27 protein-coding genes are annotated in these 26,215 nt (G+C 35.3%); 3 read left to right on the forward strand and 24 right to left on the reverse strand.

Going from position 1 to position 26,215, the window contains the following annotated elements; translation table 11 throughout:
* The 6 genes from ACQKNZ_RS12060 to ACQKNZ_RS12085 form a co-directional block, all read right to left on the reverse strand.
* Window positions 1-864: an ATP-binding protein gene (locus ACQKNZ_RS12060; RefSeq protein ID WP_427659882.1), complete on the reverse strand. Its 864-nt coding sequence runs from the start codon at window positions 862-864 to the stop codon at window positions 1-3.
* A 109-nt stretch (window positions 865-973) separates the two neighbouring features.
* Window positions 974-1,171, reverse strand: coding sequence for a DUF6501 family protein (locus tag ACQKNZ_RS12065; RefSeq protein ID WP_144536623.1), 198 nt, complete (start codon window positions 1,169-1,171; stop codon window positions 974-976).
* A gap of 160 nt (window positions 1,172-1,331) precedes the next feature.
* Window positions 1,332-2,576, reverse strand: coding sequence for a 2-oxoglutarate dehydrogenase complex dihydrolipoyllysine-residue succinyltransferase (odhB, locus tag ACQKNZ_RS12070; RefSeq protein WP_144536625.1), 1,245 nt, complete (start codon window positions 2,574-2,576; stop codon window positions 1,332-1,334).
* A 26-nt stretch (window positions 2,577-2,602) separates the two neighbouring features.
* A complete protein-coding gene (locus tag ACQKNZ_RS12075) occupies window positions 2,603-5,404 on the reverse strand; it encodes a 2-oxoglutarate dehydrogenase E1 component (RefSeq protein WP_144536627.1) in 2,802 nt (933 codons plus the stop codon).
* A 270-nt stretch (window positions 5,405-5,674) separates the two neighbouring features.
* Window positions 5,675-7,045, reverse strand: coding sequence for a HAMP domain-containing histidine kinase (locus ACQKNZ_RS12080; RefSeq protein ID WP_144536629.1), 1,371 nt, complete (start codon window positions 7,043-7,045; stop codon window positions 5,675-5,677).
* Window positions 7,042-7,719, reverse strand: a complete 678-nt coding sequence (locus tag ACQKNZ_RS12085) for a response regulator transcription factor (RefSeq protein ID WP_144536631.1) — start codon at window positions 7,717-7,719, stop codon at window positions 7,042-7,044. The genes ACQKNZ_RS12080 and ACQKNZ_RS12085 overlap by 4 nt, the downstream gene beginning before the upstream one ends.
* 612 nt (window positions 7,720-8,331) lie before the next feature.
* Here ACQKNZ_RS12085 and ACQKNZ_RS12090 point away from each other — a divergent pair.
* Window positions 8,332-8,877, forward strand: coding sequence for a GNAT family N-acetyltransferase (locus ACQKNZ_RS12090; protein ID WP_144536633.1), 546 nt, complete (start codon window positions 8,332-8,334; stop codon window positions 8,875-8,877).
* A gap of 38 nt (window positions 8,878-8,915) precedes the next feature.
* Here the strand turns inward: ACQKNZ_RS12090 and ACQKNZ_RS12095 are convergent, their stop codons facing one another.
* Window positions 8,916-9,992 (reverse strand): undecaprenyldiphospho-muramoylpentapeptide beta-N-acetylglucosaminyltransferase, encoded by a 1,077-nt coding sequence (locus ACQKNZ_RS12095; RefSeq protein ID WP_154310882.1) that lies wholly within the window; start codon window positions 9,990-9,992, stop codon window positions 8,916-8,918.
* A 40-nt stretch (window positions 9,993-10,032) separates the two neighbouring features.
* On the opposite strand from ACQKNZ_RS12095, the gene ACQKNZ_RS12100 reads away from it, so the two are divergent.
* Window positions 10,033-11,385: an MATE family efflux transporter gene (locus ACQKNZ_RS12100; RefSeq protein WP_154310883.1), complete on the forward strand. Its 1,353-nt coding sequence runs from the start codon at window positions 10,033-10,035 to the stop codon at window positions 11,383-11,385.
* A gap of 66 nt (window positions 11,386-11,451) precedes the next feature.
* Here the strand turns inward: ACQKNZ_RS12100 and ACQKNZ_RS12105 are convergent, their stop codons facing one another.
* The 6 genes from ACQKNZ_RS12105 to ACQKNZ_RS12130 form a co-directional block, all read right to left on the reverse strand.
* Window positions 11,452-12,426 (reverse strand): CAP domain-containing protein, encoded by a 975-nt coding sequence (locus ACQKNZ_RS12105; protein ID WP_427659889.1) that lies wholly within the window; start codon window positions 12,424-12,426, stop codon window positions 11,452-11,454.
* A gap of 160 nt (window positions 12,427-12,586) precedes the next feature.
* A complete protein-coding gene (locus tag ACQKNZ_RS12110) occupies window positions 12,587-12,847 on the reverse strand; it encodes a hypothetical protein (protein WP_427659891.1) in 261 nt (86 codons plus the stop codon).
* Window positions 12,840-13,745, reverse strand: coding sequence for a CobW family GTP-binding protein (locus ACQKNZ_RS12115; protein WP_154310884.1), 906 nt, complete (start codon window positions 13,743-13,745; stop codon window positions 12,840-12,842). The genes ACQKNZ_RS12110 and ACQKNZ_RS12115 overlap by 8 nt, the downstream gene beginning before the upstream one ends.
* Window positions 13,746-13,848: 103 nt before the next feature.
* Window positions 13,849-15,363: a S41 family peptidase gene (locus ACQKNZ_RS12120; RefSeq protein WP_427659893.1), complete on the reverse strand. Its 1,515-nt coding sequence runs from the start codon at window positions 15,361-15,363 to the stop codon at window positions 13,849-13,851.
* 73 nt (window positions 15,364-15,436) lie between these two features.
* The gene (deoD, locus tag ACQKNZ_RS12125) at window positions 15,437-16,138 is read right to left on the reverse strand and encodes a purine-nucleoside phosphorylase (protein ID WP_144536644.1); all 702 of its coding nucleotides are present in this window, start codon (window positions 16,136-16,138) and stop codon (window positions 15,437-15,439) included.
* Window positions 16,139-16,209: 71 nt separating this feature from the next.
* Window positions 16,210-16,431 (reverse strand): YozE family protein, encoded by a 222-nt coding sequence (locus ACQKNZ_RS12130; protein ID WP_144536646.1) that lies wholly within the window; start codon window positions 16,429-16,431, stop codon window positions 16,210-16,212.
* 120 nt (window positions 16,432-16,551) lie between these two features.
* Between ACQKNZ_RS12130 and ACQKNZ_RS12135 the strand changes: the two genes are divergently transcribed.
* Window positions 16,552-18,393 carry a methyl-accepting chemotaxis protein gene (locus ACQKNZ_RS12135; protein ID WP_427659896.1) on the forward strand — a complete coding sequence of 614 codons (1,842 nt, stop codon included), beginning with the start codon at window positions 16,552-16,554 and terminating at the stop codon, window positions 18,391-18,393.
* 120 nt (window positions 18,394-18,513) lie between these two features.
* Here the strand turns inward: ACQKNZ_RS12135 and ACQKNZ_RS12140 are convergent, their stop codons facing one another.
* The 11 genes from ACQKNZ_RS12140 to ACQKNZ_RS12190 form a co-directional block, all read right to left on the reverse strand.
* Complete coding sequence (locus ACQKNZ_RS12140) at window positions 18,514-18,801, reverse strand: TIGR04104 family putative zinc finger protein (protein WP_427659898.1); 288 nt, start codon at window positions 18,799-18,801, stop codon at window positions 18,514-18,516.
* A gap of 174 nt (window positions 18,802-18,975) precedes the next feature.
* The gene (locus ACQKNZ_RS12145) at window positions 18,976-19,404 is read right to left on the reverse strand and encodes a hypothetical protein (RefSeq protein ID WP_154310886.1); all 429 of its coding nucleotides are present in this window, start codon (window positions 19,402-19,404) and stop codon (window positions 18,976-18,978) included.
* A 355-nt stretch (window positions 19,405-19,759) separates the two neighbouring features.
* Window positions 19,760-20,416: a Type 1 glutamine amidotransferase-like domain-containing protein gene (locus ACQKNZ_RS12150; protein ID WP_427659900.1), complete on the reverse strand. Its 657-nt coding sequence runs from the start codon at window positions 20,414-20,416 to the stop codon at window positions 19,760-19,762.
* Between the two features lie 267 nt (window positions 20,417-20,683).
* Window positions 20,684-20,938, reverse strand: coding sequence for a hypothetical protein (locus ACQKNZ_RS12155; RefSeq protein WP_144536653.1), 255 nt, complete (start codon window positions 20,936-20,938; stop codon window positions 20,684-20,686).
* A 634-nt stretch (window positions 20,939-21,572) separates the two neighbouring features.
* Window positions 21,573-21,983 (reverse strand): peptide-methionine (R)-S-oxide reductase MsrB, encoded by a 411-nt coding sequence (gene msrB / locus ACQKNZ_RS12160; protein WP_144536655.1) that lies wholly within the window; start codon window positions 21,981-21,983, stop codon window positions 21,573-21,575.
* Window positions 21,973-22,503, reverse strand: a complete 531-nt coding sequence (msrA, locus tag ACQKNZ_RS12165) for a peptide-methionine (S)-S-oxide reductase MsrA (RefSeq protein WP_427659903.1) — start codon at window positions 22,501-22,503, stop codon at window positions 21,973-21,975. Before msrA ends, msrB begins: the two co-directional genes overlap by 11 nt.
* Before the next feature lie 10 nt (window positions 22,504-22,513).
* Window positions 22,514-23,089: a YpmS family protein gene (locus ACQKNZ_RS12170; RefSeq protein ID WP_151110016.1), complete on the reverse strand. Its 576-nt coding sequence runs from the start codon at window positions 23,087-23,089 to the stop codon at window positions 22,514-22,516.
* 12 nt (window positions 23,090-23,101) lie between these two features.
* Window positions 23,102-23,914, reverse strand: coding sequence for a GDSL-type esterase/lipase family protein (locus tag ACQKNZ_RS12175; protein WP_151110018.1), 813 nt, complete (start codon window positions 23,912-23,914; stop codon window positions 23,102-23,104).
* A gap of 168 nt (window positions 23,915-24,082) precedes the next feature.
* Complete coding sequence (locus ACQKNZ_RS12180) at window positions 24,083-24,922, reverse strand: DegV family protein (RefSeq protein ID WP_151110020.1); 840 nt, start codon at window positions 24,920-24,922, stop codon at window positions 24,083-24,085.
* A 59-nt stretch (window positions 24,923-24,981) separates the two neighbouring features.
* The gene (locus ACQKNZ_RS12185) at window positions 24,982-25,755 is read right to left on the reverse strand and encodes a lysophospholipid acyltransferase family protein (protein WP_225321676.1); all 774 of its coding nucleotides are present in this window, start codon (window positions 25,753-25,755) and stop codon (window positions 24,982-24,984) included.
* Window positions 25,718-26,209, reverse strand: a complete 492-nt coding sequence (locus tag ACQKNZ_RS12190; RefSeq protein WP_340863094.1) for a dihydrofolate reductase — start codon at window positions 26,207-26,209, stop codon at window positions 25,718-25,720. The genes ACQKNZ_RS12185 and ACQKNZ_RS12190 overlap by 38 nt, the downstream gene beginning before the upstream one ends.
* Between the last annotated feature and the right edge of the window lie 6 nt (window positions 26,210-26,215).

The following is a 26,215-nucleotide window of genomic DNA, read 5'->3' on the forward strand; positions in this document are numbered from 1 at the left end:
TCACTTAATCCAAGAGGAAGCAAGCTCTAAAACAAGTCTCTTCTCTTGTTCATCCTCTAACTTTTCAGCAATCGCATAGTTTATAGCTCTCAATGGTTCCATATAGTGTGCTAGCTCCATTGCATATTGGAGGCTTCGAATAGAGGCAGCGTCTTCAGCTAATAGACCTTGCTTCACTTGTTCCATTAAATCTGATGCAAGATTAAGCATTAGAGTGTGAAGCTCTTCGTGTGCATCAGGAAATAAATTATGAAATAGATTCGCAAGTAAATCTCCAGAAATATATGGAATAGTAAATGAGACAAAACGATTTTTCAATGCTTCATTCATAGGAGTTGTTCCGATATACCCTTCATTAATGGCAGCTATAACAGAAAAATCTGGGTGAGCCTTGATGACCTCACCAGTAAAGGGATTTGTAAGCATACGGCGATAATCTAACACGCTATGTAAAATCGGTAAGGTTTCGGACTTTGCCATATTTATTTCATCAATATATAGGATATGCCCTTTTTTCATCGCCTCAACTACAGGACCATCTACAAACTCAATAACATTAGTTCCTTCTTTAATGACAATAGTTTTAAAACCAAGTAAGGATTCTGCGTCCAAATCTACCGAACAGTTAATGCTCTGTACAGGCTGAGAAAAGAAATGAGACACTGTTTCAGCAAGCTTTGTCTTCCCTGCTCCTGTTGGACCTTTTAATAAAACAGGCTTTTTTAAGGAAACCGCAATCAATACATCCTCATACAAAAAGTCGATTGGTGAAACATATCCTCCAAAGCCAATCAAATCTATATCTTTCTCACTGTGCAACCTTTTAGTTCTTATTTGTCTTTCTCTCTCTATTAAATCAATCATGTTGTTCCTCCTTAATAAGAAAAGTTCAAGCGCCTATGACTGCCTACTTGCTCAAAACGCGAAAACTATCTTGTTTTCAAAAAAAAACTGATGAAGAATCATCAGTTTTTTATTGAAAATATTCCTTATAATAGCCGCCGACCTTACCTGTATTGTCTATGACAAATAAAAATTCTTCGGTTTCATTTTTAACTTCATATGTGTTTCCAACTGTCAGTACATTGCTAACTAAGAATTTTTTAGCGTCTGTATGGATACATGTTACTGTCTTAATAGTTGGCTTCACTGCCCAATTTGTATGTATCATTTAACCACTTCCTTTAAATATAGTATACGATTGAATGAAGGAAAATTCAATCACGATACTAATTTAACTAGTTACGCATAGCTGGACATATACTTTGAAAACAGTATATGTTTTCTTAACTAAAAAAAGAGCAGACAAATTAAATGTCTGCTCTAAATGATTAAGAATTTAGCATTAAATCTTCAGGGTTTTCAAGAAGTTCTTTAACTGTTTTTAGGAATCCAACAGAATCTTTTCCATCGATTACACGGTGATCATAAGAAAGTGCTACATACATCATTGGACGGATTTCAATTTCATTTCCAACAGCAATTGGACGCTTTTGAATTGTATGCATTCCAAGAATACCAACTTGTGTACCATTTAAAATTGGTGTAGACAGTAGGGAACCGAATACTCCACCGTTTGTGATAGTAAATGATCCACCAGCCATGTCTGAAAGAGCTAATTTGTTGTCACGCGCTTTTTTAGCAAGGCCTGCAATGTCTCCTTCAATTTCTGCAAAGTTTTTGCGGTCAGCATCACGTACAATCGGTACTACTAATCCACCTTCTGTAGAAACAGCTATACCAATATCGTAGAAATTGTTTTTAACAATGTAATCCCCGTCAATTTGAGAATTCACATATGGGTATTTTTTTAATGCAGCTACAACTGCTTTAGTGAAGAAAGACATAAATCCAAGACGAACATCATTGTCCTCAAAGAATTTGTCTTTTTTACGAGAACGTAATGCCATAACATTAGTCATGTCAATTTCGTTAAAAGTTGTTAGCATTGCTGTACTTTGTCTTACTTCTAATAGACGAGAAGCAATTGTTTGACGACGGCGTGACATCTTCTCACGAGTAGTACGGCCATCATCCTCTTTAGCTGGTGTTGTTGTTTTAGCAGGCTCTGCTTTTGATGGTGCTGGTTTAGAACCATGCGCAGATACATCTTGAACTCGAACGCGACCCATAGGATCTACAGGTGAAATTTCACTTAAGTTAATGCCTTTTTCGCGAGCTAGTTTGCGAGCAGCAGGACTTGCAATGGTACGATCTTGTTCATTAGAAGCCTCTTCATTTGCTTTTGCTACTTCTTGTGCTTTGTTACCATTAACTTCAGGAGCTTTCGCTTCTTCTTTTGGTTGTTCCTTTGCTTCTGTCTTAGCTGCTGGTGCACCTGAACCAGCACCTACAATAGCAATAACTTCACCAACTTGAACAGTATCACCTTCTGCAAATAATAGCTCACTTACTACTCCAGCTTCTTCAGAAATAACCTCTACGTTAACTTTATCTGTTTCTAATTCAACGATAAATTCGCCTTTTTCTACTGTATCACCTGGTTGTTTTAACCATTGTGCAATGGTACCCTCTGTAATCGATTCTGCTAGTTCCGGAACAATAATTTCTGCCACTTGATTTTCCTCCTCTAATGCTTTTCTTACAAACTTTTTAATGCTTCTTCAATAATTCTTGCTTGTTCCACTTTATAAGTGTCGATATCACCTTCTGCAGGGCTAGAACGATGAACACGCCCTACATATTTAATATCTTTTCCTTTAGCAATATCCAGTAAATATGGAAGTGCAAAATTCCATGAACCCATGTTCTCTGTTTCTTCTTGAGCCCATACAAGCTGTTTCAGGTTCGGATATCGATCTACAATTGCTTGAATTTTTTCTTCTGGGAATGGATATAGTTGTTCTACTCGAACAATATGCATAAACTCATGGCCATCTCCATCTTTTACTTTGTCTGCTAAGTCAATTGCTAATTTACCACTAGCAAATACAATTTTTTCGACCTTGTCAGTTTGTTGACCTAAACCTGGTTGTTCAATAATTGTTTCAAACTTACCTTCAGTCAATTCTGCCACATCCGCACCTACTAATGGATGACGAAGTAATGATTTCGGTGAAACGATTACTAATGGTCGAATTGCATCTTCTTTTAACATTTTAGCTTGTCTGCGAAGAATATGGAAATAATTTGCCGCGCTAGAAAGGTTGGCAACTGTCCAGTTGTTTTCAGCAGCAAGCTGTAGATAACGCTCTAAACGTGCACTTGAATGCTCTGACCCTTGACCCTCAGCACCATGTGGTAACAGCATAACAAGCCCTGATTTTAGTCCCCATTTAGATCGAGCAGAGCTGATAAAATTATCAAACATCACTTGTGCCATATTCGCAAAGTCACCATATTGTGCTTCCCAAATAGTTAATGAGTTATTATCTTCTAGATTATAACCAAACTCAAAGCCTAGTACAGCAGCTTCTGTTAAAGGACTATTATGCACAGTAAAGGACGCTTTTGCATCGCTTATACTATGGATAGGAGTCAACTCCGCACCAGTTTTTTCGTCATGCAATACTAAGTGTCTATGAGAGAAAGTTCCACGCTGAGCATCTTGTCCTGTTAAGCGAACAGAGTTTCCATCTTGAATAATGGTTGCTAAAGCAAGTGTCTCTGCATGACCCCAATCAATTTTCCCTTTTCCTTTAAATGGTTCTTCACGGCGTTTCAAAATTTTCTCCAATTTTTTAAACGCTGTAAAATCAGATGGCCATGTTAAAAGTTCTTCATTGATTTTCTTCAGTCTGCTTTCCTCAACTCCCGTTGGAAGCTCAGGCATACCTTCTAGAACTACTTCTGGAATAATAATTTCATGTGCTGTAGTTTGTGGAAGCTCTTTCACGCGATCGTATGCTTCCTGCATTCCACTGAAAATAGTCTCGTCAAGCTTGGTAACCTCATTATCTTGAATTACCTTCTCATCCACTAACTTTTGTCCATAAATTTTACGCACAGTAGGGTGCTTGTGAATAATATGGTACATCTGAGGATTAGTCACTAATGGCTCATCCATTTCATTATGACCGTATCTACGGTATCCAAGTAAATCAATAACAATATCTTTACCAAATTTATTGCGGTATTCATGCGCTAGCTTCGCAACACCGATAACTGCCTCTGGATCGTCCGCATTTACATGAATGACTGGAACCTCATATCCTTTAGCTGGATCAGAAGAATAGAAAGTTGAACGTGAATCATAATGTTCAGTTGTAAATCCAATCATATTATTAGCAATGATATGAATAGACCCACCTGTTTGGAAGCCTCTTACTCTACTATAGTTTAATACTTCCGTTACAATCCCTTGCCCTGGGAAAGCAGCATCTCCGTGAACTAAAATAGCATACGCAGCATTCTTATCCTGAACCGGCATTCCTGACTGATCAGTAGCTTCCTGAGCTGCACGAGTTTGCCCAGTAACTACTGGACTTACTACCTCTAAGTGAGAAGGATTGTATGCCAATTTTAAAGTTAACCCAGACGGAGAATGATAAGCGGCCCCCTTATGGTACTTAACATCGCCATACCACCCCTCTGACAACTCTAAAGAACCGTCTTTTGGTAGAAAGGATTCTGAAGGGACATGTGCAAATTCAGCGAACATCATTTCGTACGGTTTCTTCAAAACATGTGTCAACACATTTAAACGTCCACGGTGGGCCATCCCGATGTTAACTTGTTTTGTTTTTGTAACGTTAGATTGTCTTACCAATTCATCGATTAGCACTACTAAAGTATCTAATCCTTCAATTGAAAATCGTTTCGCACCTACAAACGTACGATGGATAAATTTCTCAAATCCTTCTATTTGTGTTAAACGTTTCAATAATTCTTTCTTTTGCTCAGTAGATAAACCCTCTAATACAACACCTTTTTCAATCTTGCTCTGTAACCATTTACGCTCTTCTACATCAACAATGTGAGAAATCTCAAAAGCAATTTTATTCGTATAAACTGACTTTAAATACTCGATAGCCTCTAAACCATTGTTAACCGTACTCGGTGCATCTTCTAGTAAAAAGCCTACAGGAACATCTTTTAAATCGGCAGGAGTAAGACCATACGTCTTAAAATTGATCCGAGAATCATTTTTTTCTCTGTCATTTAAAGGATAGATATCTGCAGTCAAATGCCCGTGTGCACGAATTGCATCAGCCAATTCGATTGCACGAACTACTTTTTCAAAATTGTTTGACTCTACTGCTGGGGAGTTTGTTCCTGCTGCAGTAGAATTTCCTGTCAATACAGGTGCACCATACTCTTCAAATAAACTAACTAATTCTTGATCTACTTCTTCAGGTGATTGAAGGTATAGATCATACTGCTCCATCACATAACCAAGATTGGGCCCCGAAAAAATGGACCAAGGTGTTTGCTTGTTCGACATTTAAAAAAACCTCCAACATATTGTGCCAATTCTGGCATTAATGAATAGTACATTAAAAATAAATGCAAAAGCCTGAATACGAAAGATATACTTATTTATTCATTAAATCTTCACATTTACAGTTTACCACTCTTTTAGTTAGACTGAAAGAGTTCAACTATAAGAACAATTTTTCCATATCCATCTTACTACTCTCTCAAAAAAATACAATCCTTTTTGGCAAATTAAATTACTATTTCCATAATTTTTTTATACTTTAAAAATGAATGATTATTCACTTGTAAATTTAGGGAAAAATAGCAAGAAATTTGAACCGTTACTGTTACTTTGAACCTGGATATTACCTTTATATGCACCAACCAATCTTTGTACGATGCTAAGGCCTAATCCAGATCCACCTTTCGTTTTTGTTCTTGCCTCGTCGGCTGTATAAAAACGATCAAAAATTCTAGGAAGTGATTCTTCTGTTATACCAACTCCGTTATCTGAAACAATAATTACAGTCTCGTCAGACTCTTCCTTAGCTTCAATAATAATGGAAGGCTTTTTTTCATTGTATTTTATCGCATTTTCAATTAAGTTCCTTAGAATCTGCTCTAAGGTTGTATTAGGCATATTTACTACTATACTTTCACTACCTTGATAAACTATTGATGCTTCTGGAGATAAAACCTGAAATTTTTGTTCAAGTTCTTTAACCACTAGAAAAACACTTGTCCTAGCTTCTTGAATAGTTCTTTCGTTTTTTGCAAGTTTTAGCATTTCTTCTATTAGTGTTTTCATTTTTTGTACTTCTAAAAGAGAAATGTCCAGTGATTCATCTAGGACCTCTCGCTCTTCCTTCCCCCATCTATTAAGTAGAGCAAGATGCCCTTCCACTACTTGTATAGGAGTCCTTAGCTCATGAGATACATTATGGATGAATTCATCTTGTCTAGAGATAGTTTCATTCACCTCATTCATTAGCTCTTTATAGATCTTCATCAGTTCTCCAATTTCATCATTAGAGATTTTCTCAAAATTTACTTCTTTAGAAAACCTAGTATCCTTGGCAAGCTGCATTTCATCGCGTAGCTCTTTGATAGGTTTAAGTAAAAATGCGGACAAAGAATAGCCAATAAACGCGGACAGAATAAGAGCGATGAGCGCAAAAATTATCATGGCCAATTTGATGTATTGCATTAGCTCTTTAAAATTAGCTAGGCTATGAGAAATTTCTATATAACCCTTAAATAAGCCAAAATCTAATTGTGCTGACTTTAGGTAAATAGGCTGGCCATTTACTTCGTCTTTCTTGAATTCTTCGATTGTAGAAGCTGAAAATTCTTTAAAGGGGCTGGCATCATTAATACGAAGTAATTCAATCCCATCTTCATTTAAAATTCTTACCGATTGCTCTTGATTAACAAGCTGATTAATAAGAGTACGATTTCTTTGAATGTCCTGTACACTTATAACTGGCCCTTGCGACTCGAAGAAGCTAACCACTTCATTAAGTGTGTTTTGAGCAACTTTTTTTTCGGACATTAGCATCCAGCTAAAGATGGAGAAGTATAGTATAATACACATCATTAAAAAGCTTAGAAAGATGGATAACGCTGCGGAATATGTCCATTTCTTTTGCAATGTCCACTTGATCATGAGCGCATCACATATCCTACTCCTCGAACTGTTTCTATTAGAGAAGCAATTTCTTCGGGCAGCTTTTTTCTTAGATGTCTAATATAAACATCCACTACATTTGTCTCCACTTCCGTTTCAAAGCCCCATACCTTTTCTAAAATATGATCTCGAGTTAATACGATGTCGCAGTTTTGCATAAAGCATACTAAAAGATCATATTCGGTTTTAGTAAGGTTTATCTCCTTCTTATGGAAAGATACCTTATAAGCCTGTTGATCAATCTCCAAACCTTTTATACCTAAAATATTATGCACGCTTGTTGCTAATGGTATTGCTCTTCTTAAAACGGCACGTATTCTTGCAAGCAACTCTTCTATTGCAAAGGGCTTTACGACGTAATCATCTGCTCCTGCTTCTAAACCAGATACACGATCAATCACAGCATCTCTGGCAGTGATTAAAATAATGGGAACATCCTTTATTTTTCGGACTCTACGACAAATTTCTAGACCGTTTAAATTTGGTAGCATGACATCTACTAACAACAGGTCATATGTGTTATTTGAAGCCAGTTCAAACCCCTCTCTACCATCATAGGAAACGGTGACATCAAAATTTTCATGTTTAAGTTCAAGTTCCACAAACTTCGAGATATTTTTCTCGTCCTCTATCAATAAAATATGTTGTTTCATTTTTACACTTCCTTTAAAAAAATACCGCTCATAATGAACGGCATTTGTGGTATATGATTGTTTTTTATCGATGTTATATTAATATACAATATTTGTTCTATAGAAGCTCGTTAACTGTATAGCAGTTCTATGACATACTTGCTTACGATACATTCTAATGTTTTTATCATAGTACTCTTTAAAAAGCGACTCAATTTGAGAGAAAAGATATATGACAAAGCCGTTGTGAGATTATATAATAGTAAAAAATGCTATTTAGTAATAACAGGGAGACTAAGAATTTTCAAGGGAAAAACATTTTCCTAAATACATATAATTTAATCATATGTATTTATTGTGAAACATACAAGTGTGTAACATTATTATTTTTTAAAAATGTAAAATTTAACACTATGCAAAACGACAAACATCAAGTATATTATTCTATGCAAATAATTTTATAAGGCAAAGGTTACTTTGCCGAGGGAAGGCAAATGGTGCGCCACCAGTAATTAAACTGGTTCTAGTAGGTTCGATTCCTACCCCGAAATTTTTTATGCAATTCGAAATGAAAAATTTCAGGGGAACTAGAATGACTATGTTCATTGTTAGTTCTGGAGGAGGCGTTTTTTTGTGTTGAAAAAAAGAGAATTACATGAGTGTACTATTCTATTTGAACTCATGTCTGACCCTACTATTATGCCATTTGTTCGTCATAAAGCTTATTCTGCAGACGAATACTGGTTCCTAACAAAACAATTGATGGAGGAAGAGCTTGCTGGAACGGCAATTTCTCGCACAATTATGAGTGACTATGGGCAACCTATTGGCACAATAAACCTTTTTGATATTAAACACGGGACAGGCTTTTTAGGCACTTGGATTGGATCACAATTTCAAGGTCAAGGCTACAATAAAAAAGCTAAAGAACAGTTTTTAGAAGAATTGTTCTTTGACCTAGATATTCACACCGTATTTTTACGCATAAGAAAAAATAATGTTAAGAGCATTCGTGCAACGGAAAAATTGGGATACGCTCTAAAAGCAAATGAATCCCATACAGTGATTTACGATGAGATCAATCAAGGTACGGACCAATTCGATTTGTACTATATACCAAAGGACCTCTTCCACATGAAAAAGCTACATCAAAACAGAGAAGAAGAACAAGCGATGTAACCAAAAAACTCCCGTCAAATATTTTGACGGGAGTTTCATTAGTTTTTGTAGGTTAGTAATAACTCTGTAAACTGCTCTGGCGTCTTTGAAGAATTAGCCAAGCACTGAGCATCTATTATTTTCTCTTTGTTCAAAGCAAGAGCAGAAATTGAGCTCATAAAAGTCTCGGATGTTAGATTCTCCTCTTCTAGTACGATAGCGTATCCTTTCTTCTCAAAGAAATTTGCATTTAAAACTTGATCCCCTCTACTTGCGTTCTTAGAAAGAGGAATTAACAACATAGGTTTTTTTAGCTCTAAAAATTCAAAAATGGAGTTAGAGCCCGCTCTACTAATTACATAGTTAGTGATTTTCAGTAAATGGGGCAATTCGTTTGTTACATATTCAAAAGCTACATAATTAGAGTTATTCTTTAAGGTAGGATCTAAGTTTCCTTTACCACAAAGATGAATAATTTGAAATCTTTTTGTTAAAGATTCTATATTGTCCTTGATTGCAGTATTAATATTTTTTGAACCTTGGCTCCCTCCCATAATAATAATCGTTTCTTTAAGAGGACTAAAGCCTGTTAGCTCCCTGGCAATTTTTTCGTCTCCTTGAAATAAATCAGGGCGTATTATTGCACCTATAGAAGAGGATTTATCCTTCGGAAGATACTTTAAGGTTTCTTCGAATACAGAAAAAATATGTTCTGCAAAAGGGGTAGCAATTTTATTTGCTAGACCTGGAGTAATATCGGATTCGTGTATAACTACAGGTATATTCGAAAGTTTAGCTGCAACTACGACTGGTACAGAAACAAACCCCCCCTTAGAAAATACAATAGAAGGTTTTACCTTTCTTAAAATTCTAAGAGCTTGCATAGTTCCATACAAAACTTTGAAGGGATCTGAAAAATTTTTTACAGAAAAATATCTCCGAAGCTTTCCATTTGAAATGGAGTAATATGGTAAGGTAGGAAAGCCTTTTTCAATGATAGTTTTTTCAATACCATCGGACGATCCTATATAATGGACCTCGTAGCCCTTTTTTAACAATTCGGGAATAATCGCTTCATTTAAAGATACGTGACCAGCAGTTCCCCCACCAGTCAGCACTATTGTGTTATTATTCATTTTAATCTCCTAACTATTTATCTAAAGGATGTATGCCAAAATGCAAGAAACGAAAACCTTACAAGAAAAGACTAAGTATATGATTAAAATAGTGCTTCCTATCTTAATCACACAGGTCGCACTCTATTTAATGACTTTTTTTGATATTTTAATGACAAGTAAATATAGTATCGAACATTTAGCAGGCGTTTCTATAGGTTCGTCTTTATGGGTGCCAGTATATACTGGATTAACCGGAATCCTACTAGGCATCACGCCAATTGTAGCACAATTAATCGGTGCAAAAAAGCATGAAGATGTAAGATCCTTTGTTCAGCAGGGTTTCTATATTGCAATTCTACTAGCCTTTTTTGTATTCATAGGTATTATAGTACTCATTGATCCCATTTTGAATATTATTCCCCTTGAAGCTAATGTACGCGAAGTGGCGAGAAAATATTTATTGATGATGTGTATAGGTCTGATTCCTTTATTTCTTTATAGTGTACTACGCTCTTTTATTGATGCTTTAGGAAAAACTCGTGTATCGATGTTTGTCACACTTCTTTCCGCACCTATTAATATAGCGTTAAATTACGTACTGATATACGGAAAATTCGGTTTACCAGCCTTAGGTGGCGTGGGGGCGGGATTAGCTTCTTCATTAACCTATTGGCTTATTTTATTTATTACTATTTTGATTGTAAAAAACAATCAACCATTTGCAGATTTACGTATATTTCAGTGCTGGACTATGCCTTCTCTTTCAAAATCCAAAGTGTTAACAAAAATAGGTTTGCCTATTGGGCTATCCCTTTTTGCTGAGACTACTATTTTTTCTGCGGTTACTATTATGATGAGTGTATATTCTACTGCAGTAATTTCAGCTCACCAAGTAGCGATGAATTTTACTTCGTTGTTATATATGATTCCTTTGAGTATTGCAATGGGGGTAACTATATTAGTTGGACACGAGGTAGGAGCAAAAAAATATCAAGATGCCAAGGTATACAGCTGGCTTGGAGTATGTACGGCAGTAGCATTCAGTTTCGTCTCGGTTTCTATTTTAATCATTTTCAGAGAAGCAATAGCAGGTATTTATACAAATGATTCTGAAGTAATTAATTTGGCCGTACAATTTTTCTTTTTTGCAGCACTCTTCCAATTGTCGGATGCCATACAAGCACCGGTTCAAGGTGCATTGAGAGGTTATAAAGATGTGACAATCACTTTTATAATGGCCATTATATCTTATTGGGTTATCGGGCTGCCAACTGGCTACCTACTAGGAACCTACACCTCCTACGGACCATTTGGTTATTGGATTGGATTAATTGTTGGTTTAACAATAGGAGCCATTACGTTAGGAACTCGACTTGTATATTTACAGAAAAAATTTTCGAAAGTCAGTTAAGCATATATAGAGCTGTTTATCATTAAAAAAGGTGTAAGTGAAATCAATCACTTACACCTTTTAATATTATTTACTAATAAATTGTTGTGTCCAGTAATATCCGCTATCTGACAAACCTACTCCGATATGAGTGTAGCTTCCGTTCATAATATTAGCTCTGTGTCCAGCAGAATTCATCCATCCTTGGACTACTTCTTCTGCACTTCTTTGACCCATTGCGATATTCTCAGCTGCTGATTTGTAGTTAATTCCTAATGATTTCATTTGATCAAAAGGAGAACCATACGTAGGACTAGTATGTGAAAAATAATTATTATCTTTCATATCCTGTGATTTAAGCTGCGCTGATTTAGTTAAAGCAGAATCGATTTTTAGTGGTGCTAGACCTTCTTTTGCACGCTCTGCATTTGTTAAGTCAACCACTTGTTGAATAACAGAAGAGACCTGAGCTTTTTCTGAATTAGTATTAGTTTCAGTTTTTTCAGTAGCTTGAGCTTGCTGAGTAGGTTGAGGAGTTGTTGCTGCCTCTTCTTTCGCTTCAGCTTTTGGTGCTGTTACTTCTTCTTTTGCTTCAGCTTTTGGTACTGCTACCTCTTCTTTTGCTTCAGCTTTTGGTGCTGCTACTTCTTCTTTTGCTTCAGCCTTTGGTGTTGCTACTTCTTCTTTTGCTTCAGCCTTTGGTGCTGCTACTTCTTCTTTTTTCACATCTTTAGGTTGAGTAACTTCTTTTGTTGTTTCTTTTGAATCTTTCTCTACCTGTTGTGTTGCTTCATGTTTCTTCTCAGCTTCTGCTTTGATGATTTTTGCTAGGTTAGCAACGATTAAATCTTTATTTATATTAACCTCTTGAAGTAATTTATCACTTGCTTTGTCACTCCAAGCCAATTCTTTAGAGTTTATCTTTAGAGACTTCCATTGGATGGATGTTTTTGCCTCAGAAGTAGTTTTTGAATTGCTAGCATTTGTTTCTGCAGATGCTGTAGTAACAGTTAATAATAATCCTCCTGCTAGGACACCCGCCATGATTTGCTTTTTGTTCATTTTCATTTCCTCCTTCTTTTGTGCTCTCTCATTTTAAACACAAAATCAGTAGAAAAAATTTTATAATATATTCCAATTTGACCAACTCTATATAAAAATACCGAAGTAATAAAGGATTCTCTTTCAATGAAATGGAAGCACTATCCAAACAATTAAAATATTAGTTTTTCAAACCTATTGACAGTTTCACATATTCCTCATTTATCACAGATAATATCATCTCTTTTTGTATTTGTGATAGATTACTATTATTCACACGTGCCAATGCCATCGATAGCTTCCTTTCTATAGAAAGCTTTACACGAGGATGAGTGAATTCATCTAATAGTTCTGACTTTATAATACTTCGCACGTCTTCTTCAGTTATATCTCTTTCTATAGAAATACGGTTCTTATATATCATTTTAAATGCCTCAATCATTCTCCGTGTCTCCAACTATCTGTAATTTATCTATTTGCTCACCGATAATTACAATCTGAGGAGCCATTTTCATGTATTCTGGCAGCCATTGAATCATTCCGTAAGCATATTGAAAGAGAAAAGGATTCTTATGTCCCTCAAGCGGCACGTATCCTTTCATTCGATAAACTGTATCTGGGAGATTTCTTATCCATTCCTCAAAGGTTTCCTGATTAATAGGTTTCTTGAATGTGTGTAATCTAGATGATAAGAATAGTTGCTTACCTATTGATACTTCTTGAACTTCTTTTTGATGAAAGGTTGCTTCAAGATTTTGAATAGCATTTATAGAGATTTTGCTATTAGATGTCTGAATAATGGGCGCACTACTATTAATAGCTTGTAGCTGCATAGAGACATTAAATACCTCTTCCTCAGTTAACAGGTCCACTTTGTTTGCTACTATTAAATGAGCGTGCCTAATTTGCTCAAGGAATAACATGCGTGTCTGAGGACTCAGCTTCTCACGTTCTAGCCATCTTTTGCAATCTGCTACCGTGATAATACCTTTAATGTTTAATTCATTAGCAAACAAAGGTGAAAAAACAGCATCTAAAGCTTCTACTGGATGTGCAGCTCCAGTAGTCTCTATTAGTAACACATCAAAATCTTCCCCTGCCAACAATGTTTGGAGCTGTGCTTCCATTTTTTCAGAACCGGTACAGCAAATACATCCCTCTAACATTTCCTTAAGAGGTATATCTTCGTCTACTGCCCTGCTGTCAAATGCTAATTTGCCGAGCTCATTCATAATAACTGCAGGTTTAATCCCTTCTGCCTTAAATTGAGCAATAAGATTAGATAGAAGAGAGGTTTTGCCACTTCCTAAAAAACCACTCAATAAATATACATCCTTCACTTGCTCATACACCTCTTTCTATATATTAGAAGAAAAAGCTGACCATAATAGGTCAGCTCTTTTCCTCACTAAATTAAATATTATAGTTGGTAAAGATAATAATTTACTTTTTGATCAAATCTTTCGCTACTTCTTCAGCTTTTGACAATTGTGGATCTTCGTTTAAAAGCTTCTCGCGAAGTTTATCCATTAATAGATATGCCGTTTCACCAGTAATTTCACCAGTAGTTTCAAGCTTATTATCTGATTGGAATTTTTTAACCGCTGAAACCATTTGATCATTGAAGCTACTGTCTATTTTCCCAACCTCGTAGCCTACAGCCTTCAGCATTTCCTTGGCATTTTGAACTGCTTCTGAAGTCATCCCTGACTTTAAGACCTCCGCACTATTTAAAGGAGAAAGCATAGCATAGGATGGATAAGCTACTTCATAATCTGGTGCGATACCTTTATCATGAATCCAGTTACCTTCAGGTGTTAGCCATTTAGCAGTTGTAATTTTAATATTGGAACCATCAGGTAGGTTATTCACAGATTGAACAGTACCCTTACCAAATGAGTTTACACCCACTATAGGTACATTTGAAGATTCACTTAGCGCTCCAGCTAGTATTTCTGAAGCCGAAGCACTACCCTCATCAATTAAAATTGTTACAGGAATATTTACACGAAGCCCTGGAGAAGCAGCGATCGGTTCTTTTACAAGTTTATTTTTATCTGTTTTAGTTTCAATTTGAACAATATTTTTACCTTCTTCGATGAAGAGGTTAGAAATGTCCACCGCTGAATCAAGCAAGCCACCTGGATTTTGTCTTACATCCAATACAAGTGCCTCCATACCTTCTTTTTCCATTTCTTCTATTGCTGTAACAAGTTCATCATACGTATCATCTGAAAAACTTGAAATAATAATATGGGCAACATTGTCACTTAGCATTTCAGCGTAAACCGTTTCTATAGGAATATCATCGCGAACTATCTTCATTTCCATCAATGCACTATCTCCACGTTGAATAGAAAGAGTAACCTCTGTCCCCTTTTTACCACGTATTAATAATACTGCTTCGGAAACACTGTAGCCTTGAATATCCTTACCGTCAACCTTTAATACTTTATCATTTGGTAGTAAACCAGCTTTTTCAGCAGGTGAATTTTTTATAGGAGAAACAACTGTAATAGTGCCATCTTGCTCTTGAATCTCTGCACCAATTCCCTGAAAGCTTGAGTGTATACTATCGTCAAACATTGAAGCCTCATCTTGATTCATATATTCTGAATAAGGATCTTCTAAAGCATCTATCATTCCATTGATTGCTCCGTTAATAACAGCATCCTGATCAATTTCTTTATAATAATCTTTTACTAATTTATCATAGGCCAAATATAATTTGGTAAATTCAGCTCTTTCACCCACATATTCTGTCTGTGAATTTTCAGTATGGACTTTACTTCCCTCATCCTTGTTATTCAAAAGAAAAAGGCTTGTAATTCCAGATGATACTATAACGAGGGTAAAAATCATTATCCATAACACGAAAGGCTTCATTTTTATATACTTAGAAGCATCAGTTGAAATTTGTTCTTGTTCCTCATTGTTTCGTTGCTCTTGTTCGTCCAAAATCTTCACCCTTTTCACACAGTTCATCTTTTAAAAATAGACTGCCAAGAATGACAGTCTATGTTTAAAGATTTTATTTAAGCGCTGCCTCTAAAGCTACAATTATCATATCATTAAATGTTGTTTGTCTTTCCTCTGATGAAGTAACTTCACCTGTAATGATATGGTCACTCACTGTTAATACAGACAAAGCTTGACGTCCAAATTTAGCAGCTAAAGTGTAAAGTGCTGCTGATTCCATTTCTACTGCAAGAACACCGTAGCTTGCCCATTTTTCATTTTGTGCATTTTCGTTGTAGAATAAGTCTGCTGTGAAGACATTACCTACACGAAGATTTAACCCAGCTTCTTTACCAGCGTTATATGCATTATATAATAGGTCAAAATCTGCTGTAGGAGCGAAACTAATATCATCTAAAAGTACTTTGTTCATAGAAGAATCAGAAGATGCTGCCTGAGCTAAAATAACATCTCGAACTTTTACATCTTTTTGAATTGCTCCACAAGTTCCAACACGAATTAACTTTTGTACATCATAATCATTCATTAACTCAGTTGCATAAATAGAGATTGATGGAACACCCATCCCCGTACCTTGTACAGAAACTCTTTTCCCCTTATATGTACCTGTGTAACCAAACATATTACGTACTTCATTATACTGCACAACATCCTCTAAGAATGTTTCTGCGATATACTTTGCACGAAGTGGATCTCCTGGTAATAAAATTGTGTCTGCAATTTCACCTTTTTTTGCGTTAATATGAATACTCATTATAATAACCTCATTTCTAAACTTATCGAGTTAATAATACCTTTTTTTACTAGGAATTGCAATGCAGAAGCCTATCTAATGTGATCTTCGTATAACCCCCATATTTCATCAAAAACGATTGCCGTCATCTCGGGATGAGCCAGTTCTTCGATGTATTCAGATATTTCCTGAAAAGACGTTTCTGCCTTAGGAAAATCATGCTGTAAAAACATATGTTCAGCAAACTGGGCTTTAGCATCGTTCTTTTGTCCTCCCCGGAACTTTAAAGCAAATAAGTAAAACGATTGATGCATACTTTTCTTCCTCCTTTAGTCATGAAGTAGCACTTTAATAAAAAAATTTGTAGATAATTCCAACTAAAACAATTAAACTAAAAATTATGAAGATAAAACCTATAGAAAGGATTGGTTCGTTTGACCTCTTTTATTAAAAAGAAGAAAGCTCCTAAATCACCTAAATTACCAAAACCAAAGAAACAGAAAAAACCATTTGTTTTTTCACTTTCCCGTTTTACAAAAGATACAAACAAGAGAAAGAGCTTTCAAAAGACAAATCTGTTAAATTCAATCCGTGGAAGAGTACTAATTATTTTTTCCGTCCTAATTATTATTCTATTTTCCATGCTTCTTCTTACTTCAGGCAACATGCAGTCGTCTCAGAAGGAATTAGAAACTTTTATGAACGTGGATATTAAAGAGCAGCTTATGGTCAACCAATTGTCAGCAGATATAGCGAAACTTTCAAACGCGGAGCAAAGTTATATCATAACAGGTAAATCAAATTATATGACAAGTTATAGAAGTTATAAAGATGCAATCATTACTCGTTTTAAAGAATTAGAGGCGATCTATAAGAACAGACCAGAAGAACTAAAAAAAGTGACAACAATTAATGAGCATTTTAATACATATCTTCAATACTCGGAACGTGCCCTTAGCTTGAGAGATAAAAATGGCTTCGAAGCTGCGCAAAAGCTAGTTAATGCAGGAAATGGACGTACATCTATGAGTCATGTTGATGTCCAAATAGAAGCAATGAATGAAGTGTTAGCAAAAAAGAATGCTAATCAAATTACACTACTTGAAGAAAAGAATCAAAACTCCTTGTACTTGTTTATAGGATTAACAATTTTCTCTGTATTGTTAACTTTAATATTTGGAATTTTGTTATTTAATTCGATTAAACGTAGCACTTATTCTATTAACCGTTCTATTTTAGATATTGCTCAAGCAGGTGGCGATCTGACAAGAAGAGTAAAAGTTAGAACAAAGGATGAATTCGCTGAGATTGCTTCTAATACAAATGTTTTAATAGCATCTATTGCAGATTTGGTTAAACGAGTTAGTTTGTTAACTGAAAACGTATCAGCAAGTGGACAGCAGCTCATGGCTTCTTCTGATGATACATCAATCACGATTCAATCCATAGCCGACTCTACAAACGAAATTGCATCCGGAAGTGAACAGACCTTGAAAAGTATGACACTGGCTATTCAAAAAATGAATTCACTAGAGGAAGCAACTAGATATTTGAACGATGACGCTCAAGCTGTAAAATCAGCAACAGATAATATGACCTCTGCTGCTAGATTAGGTGTAAAATCAGTACAGCACTCGTCTAATGTCATGCTAGATATCGAAGAAACGATGGCTAACACATCTCAAACAGTACAAGCTCTAGGGGTAAAGTCATATGAAATCACATCTATTATTAAAACGATTACCGCTATAGCCGAGCAAACTAATCTGCTTGCATTGAATGCAGCAATTGAGGCTGCTCGTGCGGGTGAGCACGGACGAGGCTTCGCAGTAGTCGCCGATGAGGTAAGAAAACTTGCCGAACAATCTCAAAATGCTGCAAAAGAAGTGACAGGAATTGTAACTTCTATTCAATCTGAGGTCACTTCTATCGTTAAGCAAAATCATGAAGGGGTAGAGAGCGTTATCAAAGGTGTAGAAGTTGCCAATGAGACAAATGCTTCCCTGGAACAAATAATGAAAAATACAGAGGAAACAATCAGTATTATTGATAAAATGGTAAATCAAATCGGACAAACACTTGAATTTAGCCAGGAAGTAGCTGCCTCCTTTATAGAGGTTACTCATATTGCTGAGAATACTGCGTCCAACACAGAAAGCTCTGCTGCAGCTGCTGAGCAAGGCAGCGCAGCGATGCAAGAAATCAATGCATCTGCTGTTGAATTGTCTCATCAAGCGGACGAACTACGAAAAGTTGTCAATGAATTTAAGCTTTAAGATTTGGCTATGTTAAAGGTCGATTTAAGACACAAAAAATGAGCTTAGGTATTTTTCCTAAGCTCATTTTATTTTGATTTCCTTTTTTACTAAAGCACCTGTTAGTTTAAGTACATTATTTCACAAAGACCCTTTATATGTAACAAGAAAAGGTGCCAACAAAGAACCAATTATTAAAATAAAAATAGCTATGCCAAGTGTCAAAAGACCATTACTAAAAGGAGAAAGAAAATACCCGAAGGTGAGCATTGGAAGAATAGTTAAAGAAACAAAAATTAACCTGCTTGGTGTTGTTATCTTATGTGTTGTATCGCATTCGTTACAATTAATAGGTTTATAATTTAGCCAGAAGGATTCATAGATTTTACTCCAACTAAAATATGTATTGCATTTCTCGCATTTTTGCAAAACTAATAACCTCCATTATAATTTTTGAATTTTCTGTTGTTTTATTATCCTACCGCGTTAGTCCAATAAGAAAAAAAGCTTTACCCCTTCTTGAAGTAAAGCACGACGTTTATTGAAGAAAGATTAAAGTTTAAAATTTTCTTCAAGTTCTTTTTAAACATCTGTATTATCCAATCACAAATCAAAAAGTCTTTCTCCTGTTAATATTTCAAATAAAACAGTAGAATTTTCTTCGTTTAGTTGAACGTACTCATTATCACCTTTTACAACTTCCACTTTATCTATATTTGGACTTATCCAAATTTCATATAACACTGCTTTAGCCTCTATTTCAGGATTTTTAAATTGAAATCCAAACCTGTAATCAGCAGGACGCACCATATCCACTTTGGCGTTTTCCCAATCAGCTTTATCTAATATACTTTTTACTTTTTGAACTTTCTTATTATCAGTAATTTCTTTGAAGTCTTCATATTTATTTTCATCACCAATACGCTTTTGAACTTCTATACTTTGTCCTTCGTTTTCTATTCCACTAGAACACCCTGTAATAACAAATAAAATCATTGTTAATGAAACAAATAAATTCTTTGTAAATCTCATCTGACCCCCCCTTCATTTAATGAGTCGAATTTCGTGTTAAAAAGTTCCATTTAATGTGTCAACGGTATATGTCTGACAAAAACGTTGATACGTGAGCTAACAAATTCCTTGTTCAAATAATGCACCGTTAGTTTAACTGTAACATTTCACATTGCATATCTGGGATCAACTTAATGTTTTGGACATAAAAATAGACCATCGAAACGATGGCGAGATTTTGCTAACGCACCTGTTAGGTTAAGTAGAAAAAATAAACGCATATTCATCAATCGGGCCAGTTCTCCTTCACTTAATTTAAATTAGAGACGGTGCATAAAGAAATTATTTCAATTAACCCATTAGCGATTCGCTACAACTAGAGCGTCTCATCCAATTTCTGAATCTTTGAGTTGGAAATTAAATAAACATTGCCAAAAACGTCGATTTTGTCTCCTTTTACACGTATAGCGCAATCTTTGTTCGACGCATAAATATTTATTTCTTCCGATAGAGGAGATAGTTCGCTTTGAACCAGTGCCATGTTATTTTCAAGATCAAAATGAGACAGGACGGAAAAATTGTCAAGACCGATTCCGTCGTAAACAGAGCTCATTTCAACTTCATCTCCAAAGTTTTTCGAGCATAACCATTTAGCGGACATGTTGATTGCTCCAGCGCTGGCTCCCATCACAACGGTGCTGCTTTTTTTAATCGAATCCGATAATTCATATTCCATCAAAAAACCATTTTGACTAAGAATATTGCCACCCAACAAGAAAATGACGGAAGCATTTTGAATTATCGCTTGGGCTTCTTCCTTCTGTACGCGGAAATTAATTAAATGATACTCATCAAACATAATGCCAGCCTGATCGAGCCACGAGCGTTCAGTAGCACCATCATCTTCATAAATAGATGGATTCGAGCTAATCATAGCTAGCGATTTTCTATCAGTTATATCCTCCTGTAATACCCTACCCAGATTCTCTGGGAAAAAATTGTCAAACCAACCTAAATAATAGTGAATTTTCATAAGTACCCCCTCAGCAAAGTGTAAATAATATTTATTCCTTGCGTCACTCATTCTGTTTTCTTGTCACTCTCAATATACCCGATTGTTAAACACAATTTAAACAACACTCTTCAACTATCCTGCTGCTTTAGTTTAATTGTAACATTTAACAATGCATATCTGAGATCAATTTAATGTTTTGGACATAAAAATAGATCATCGAAATGATGGCCATATTTTGCTAAAGCACTTGTTAGTTATAGAAATACTGCATACTGAGTTCTATTATTATAAATCGAAGAAATGAAAAGAACCTAATAAACAGACAAAAGCTATTATCCATAAAGTCAAATATGTATGTTTTTTTAGTTTTCTATCTAATGCTGATATAGATTGAATAACTTTGATAACAACCCCTGAAAAGATAGCTACCATAAATGCACCTAATAATGTAGGAATGTCGATTAAATATTCATTAATTAGTCTAAACAGAATAACCGCAAACGCTACTGAAGCACCAGAAAGAAAATGTTTTAAATTCATTAGAATTCCCTTTTCTCATTACAATTTACTCTTATAAAACTTATGAAATAATTCCCTATAACAAGTACTTCTACCTTCAATAACATTGTCAGAACGTTATCATACAGTCTAGTGCGATCCACCAAAACTGAGGATTACGTTGGTCATTGGTTAGATTCGAATGGAGATGAACTACTTTTGGTTCTACGTCAAGTGGATTAATAATTCCTCCATGAAAAATAAGAGCTCTGTATTAACAAAAAATGTTGATACAGAGCTCTTATTATGTCCTTATCGACCTAGTAGAAGAGAACCTCTCTACCTTTCAGTAGATTGTGTTCCTCCCCCTTACTGAACCGTGCTTGCGCTATTTACGCACACGTTCTTTAATGATTAATCAACCTTGTCCATAAACAGAGCCTTATTATTTTATTAATATCAGTTGTATTTTTGAATCGTTACCCTTAATCAATAAATCAATATAAGATAAGAGGGCCTATTTTAATTTTTTGGTAAGTAAATTAAAAAAGTAGTGCCAATATTTAATGCACTTTCTACCTGGTCGATCAACTATGGTGCCATAGAGCCCATCCGTTAAGATCGTCAACAAAATATTACAAAGGGCATGGAAAATTAATTCCATGCTTTTGTGTTCTTAAAATAATTTTAAAAATTCTCCATAGCCTTCTTCTTCTAGCTTGGCTTTTGGAACAAAACGCATAGCAGCGGAATTTATACAGTATCGTAAACCTGTTTCTTCCTTAGGACCATCAGGAAAAACATGTCCTAAATGAGAGTTAGCTGTTTTACTTCTTACTTCTACCCTTCTCATGCCATGAGAATCATCAAAGTGCTCTATCACTTCATGTGCTTCTATGGGTCTAGTAAAGCTTGGCCATCCACATCCCGCATCATATTTATCCTTAGAATGGAATAATGGTTTTCCAGAAACAACATCTACATAGATTCCCTCTTCAAAATGCTTATCATATTCTCCTTGAAAGGGTGGCTCTGTTCCATTTTGTTGTGTAACATAATATTGCATTTCAGTTAGTTTATCCTTCATTTTGTAGCCTCCTATTGTTCTCTACGAACGCCGCTCTTCCTGATCCAACAAAGTAACGGTTATAATGTGTCGGATTCTTTTTATAGTAATCCTGATGATATTCCTCTGCTTCATAAAATTCTGAAGCAGGCAAAATTTTTGTAGCTATTTTCTTTGGGAACCTTCCAGAAGCATCAAGTGCTTCTTTCGATTGCTCTGCTTTCTTTCGTTGCTCCTCAGTATGGTAAAAAATAGCCGTTTGATAGGACGAACCTTTATCAAAAAATTGTCCTTCTTCGTCTGTCGGGTCGATATTTAACCAAAATATTTCAAGTAATTGATCATAAGAGAACTTGCTTGGTTCAAATGTTATTTGAATAGCTTCATAGTGTCCTGTAGCATTTGAGCAGACCTGTTCATAAGTTGGATTTGGTACAGTCCCACCCGTGTATCCAGAAACTACTTTTTCAATGCCGTCATACGAATCAAACGGTTTTACCATGCACCAAAAGCATCCTCCTGCAAATGTTGCTTTTTCCATTATATATCCCTCATTTCGATGGAACTATTATTTCTAAAACAATTTTATCTTCCTGAAGATTTAATTCTTTAGCTCGGACATTGACTCCGGAAGCCATTGGAATGCTAGCTAATTGAATTAATACTTCCTCCTCGTCAGGCTTAACTACCATCCAGCGTGGAAGATCAATGGAATCTCTTAATAACTTTAACACAGTTTCTGGTGGTAATTGAAGCTGACCGACTTCTACAGAAGATTGCTCGAGACGAATATTGCCATTCTCCTCTACAAAAGGTTCGAAATACATTTTAACTGGGAGAGTTAGTGAAAATATAGTTAACTCCGAGCTTAAAATAATTTGATCATCTACACTCAATTGAAGGGGTATAGGTTTATTATCCATTGCTTTCGCTATAAATGTGTTTGCAATGCCCTGAAAATCCTCCTTAGAGGCATTTACAGTTAATACATGCCCAGAGGGATTAGCCTCCTCAGCGCTTTTTACCTCTACAGATTCTGCTGGAGCTGTTATCCAATATAATAACGTACCAATACTTCCTACAATAACTAATAACAATAAAAAAAAGGCAATCTTCCACTTATTCATCTAACCAACTCCTCAAAAGAACAATTCCCTACTTTGCTCATCTATCAAACCACAATTTTCTAAAGAATTTACTACATTCTCGACTATTAACTCATATCCCTTGCTATTAGGATGGAAGAAGTCGGTATGATAAACTAAGTTTGCATTAGAATCAAACAAAGTATCAATCGGTGCAAAACATGCATTCGTATTACTATATGAGAGTGATTCAATGGTGTCATTCCAATCAGTGATAATTTGGTCTACCTCACTCGTTTCATCTGTAACAATGGTAATAGGGTTATAAATTCCTATCATTAGTATTGGAGCACTGCTATTAACCTCTCGAATTTCTTCAAGGATATCATCATAATTTCTTTCGAAACGTTGAAGTTCCTTTTCAAAAGCCTCAATTTGAAGATTAAAAAGGTCCTTTTTAAATACCTTCATAACATCGTTACCACCAATGGTAATTGTTATTAAATCTGCTTTTCGAATTTGATGGTCGATTTCACCATCTCTTAACAATTTTAAGAGTTGGTCACTACGTCTTCCTCTTTTAGCAGTATTGGTTAAGACAACATCTTCTATTCCTTTGTATTCTAATATTTGATTTTTTAGCCTTCCTACATAACCATTTCTTTTTAATTCGTCTCCCACCCCTTGAGTTAGAGAATCTCCAAGCCCAACCAACTCAAGAGTTCTTGGAAAGAATTCAGGTGGAATTATATATTCTTCAAATAAAATTGTCTCCTTTTCAGAAAAGCTTACTTCTTGTATTTTTTCTGGAGCACAACTTGATAAAAGAAAAACAAAAACAAGAATTATTAAATACTTATATTTCATATCTAACCCCTTTATTTATACCCATTAATAATCTGGATGAAAAATACCTTTATTATTTTTTGAAGTACGCCCTTGCTATTTAACTGTACGAAAACTTAATGTCCTAGGCAAACTTCACAAAATCTATAAATAAAAGCAGGGAAATATTGAGCCTCCCTGCTTTTAGCATTATTCTGTCATATACATAAAACCAATAGCACCGGGACCAGTATGTGTACTAATCACTGGAGAAGTAAAGGAAACTTGAATATCTTTAAAACCAGAGTCTTTAATTAATTCCATTAAAGGTGTGGCCATAGATAACCCATGGGCATGAGATATTCCAACTGCTTTTACGATTTTACCTTTAGTGTCTTCCAAATACTGTTTAAACAAATAGTTGACTACTTGCTTATGACTTCTAGCTTTTGCTACAGGAGTATAAACCCCGTCTGCAAGGCTAGCAATTGGCTTAATAGAAAGTAATGATCCAATCATTGCTTTCCCTTTGCCAATACGTCCACCTTTAACTAAATTATCCAAAGTATCTACAACCACATATAAATCGGTTTTAGATCGAATATCAAAAACCTTTTCAATAATAGCCTCTTTTGTTGAACCGTTTGCCGCCATCTTTGCTGCTTCTTCTACTTGGAAATATAGGGCAAAAGAAATAAACTTTGAATCAATAACTGTAACATCAGAATCCGTTAAATCAGCTGCATTCTGTGCCGATTTAACCGTACCACTCATGCCTCCGGTCATATGAATAGAAATAACTTGATCTCCATTTTTACCAAGCCTGTCATAAAGTTCTTTAAAAACACCTACTGCTGGTTGGGAGGACTTTGGAAGATCTTTTGAAGAGCTCATTTTATGTAAAAATTCTTCTGGCTGTAAGTTAACACCGTCAATGTATGACTCTCCATCAATCTGGATTGTTAAAGGTACAACATGTATATTATATTTTTCAATTATCTCTTTTGTTAGGTCTGCTGTCGAGTCTGTAACTATATGAACCTTAGGCACTGTGTATCCCTTCCTTCCTCTATAGTACTATTATAAGAAGAAAGACGCCAATCTGTAAACTATTTGTGTCTACTTTGGAGCTCAATAATTTTATTTGAGATAACTGTATGTAGGTCTTCCATAGTTTGTTTTGAATCATTTTCTTGAATCATCTCTTTACTATATGAAGGAAGTATACTAATTTGAACGTGAGCTGGGCAAATTTTGTTATTATTTTTCTCCATAATATTTGAGGTTCCGTGTATGGCTATTGGAACAATCGGCACGTTTGCCTCTTTGGCAATACGCATGAATCCTGATTTGAATGTACCAATGCCTTGTCCTTTGCTTCGTGTACCCTCTGGAAACATCAAAATAGAATGTCCTTGTTGCAATTGTGACACAGTATCTTGTATCGAACGATAACTGCTTTTTCTATTAGACCGATCCAAAAATACACAATTCATTTCCTCCATCCATTTAGAAATCAAGGGAATTTTTTTTACCTCTATTTTTGAGATAAATCCAAATGGTTTAGGTATATGAGTTAACAGGGTCGGTATATCAAAGTTTCCTTCATGGTTGCTTATAAACAACACAGCTCCCTGGGGGAGGTTTTCTAATCCCTCTACAATAAATTCACTTTTTGTTCTTTTAAGAATACCGCCTGCCCATTTTTGAGGCACCTCATGAATTAATTGATCGTATTCCTCTACTGAAATCTCATTTTTTAGAGATTTAATCTTGTTTAATTTTGGAAGACTAAATGGTAAATAACCAAATAAAAATCCAAATGTCCTTAAAGAAGAAAACAACTTATTCACTAACCTTTCTATCATAAACCAAATATACATAGGTTATTCCATCAGGAGTCGTCATTTCTTCTGACTTTTCCGTAAGAACCCACTCATCATAACTATAAGGCGGAAAAAAAGTATCTCCTGTAAACGTTTGTTGAATAAATGTAATATATAATCTATCTGCTTTTGGCAAGATTGCTCTAAATATTTGTTCTCCCCCGATAACCATTACTTCGTGATGATGAGCTTTCGCTAATTCAACAGCATCAGTCAAATTACCTACTACATCTGCTCCTTCGACTCTGTATGAAGGATTTCTAGTAACAATGATACTCTTTCTTCCTGGTAATACTTTTCCAATCGACTCGTATGTGTTTCTACCCATAACCATTGCTTTATTCATTGTTTTCTCTTTGAAATAAGCCAAATCACCTGGTATATGCCATGGTAAATCTTTGTTATAGCCAATTACACGATTTGGATCATGTGCTACGATAAGTGATATCATTATTCT

The sequence above is a fragment of the Psychrobacillus sp. NPDC093200 genome (genome assembly GCF_050280345.1).
GTDB lineage: Bacteria > Bacillota > Bacilli > Bacillales_A > Planococcaceae > Psychrobacillus > Psychrobacillus faecigallinarum.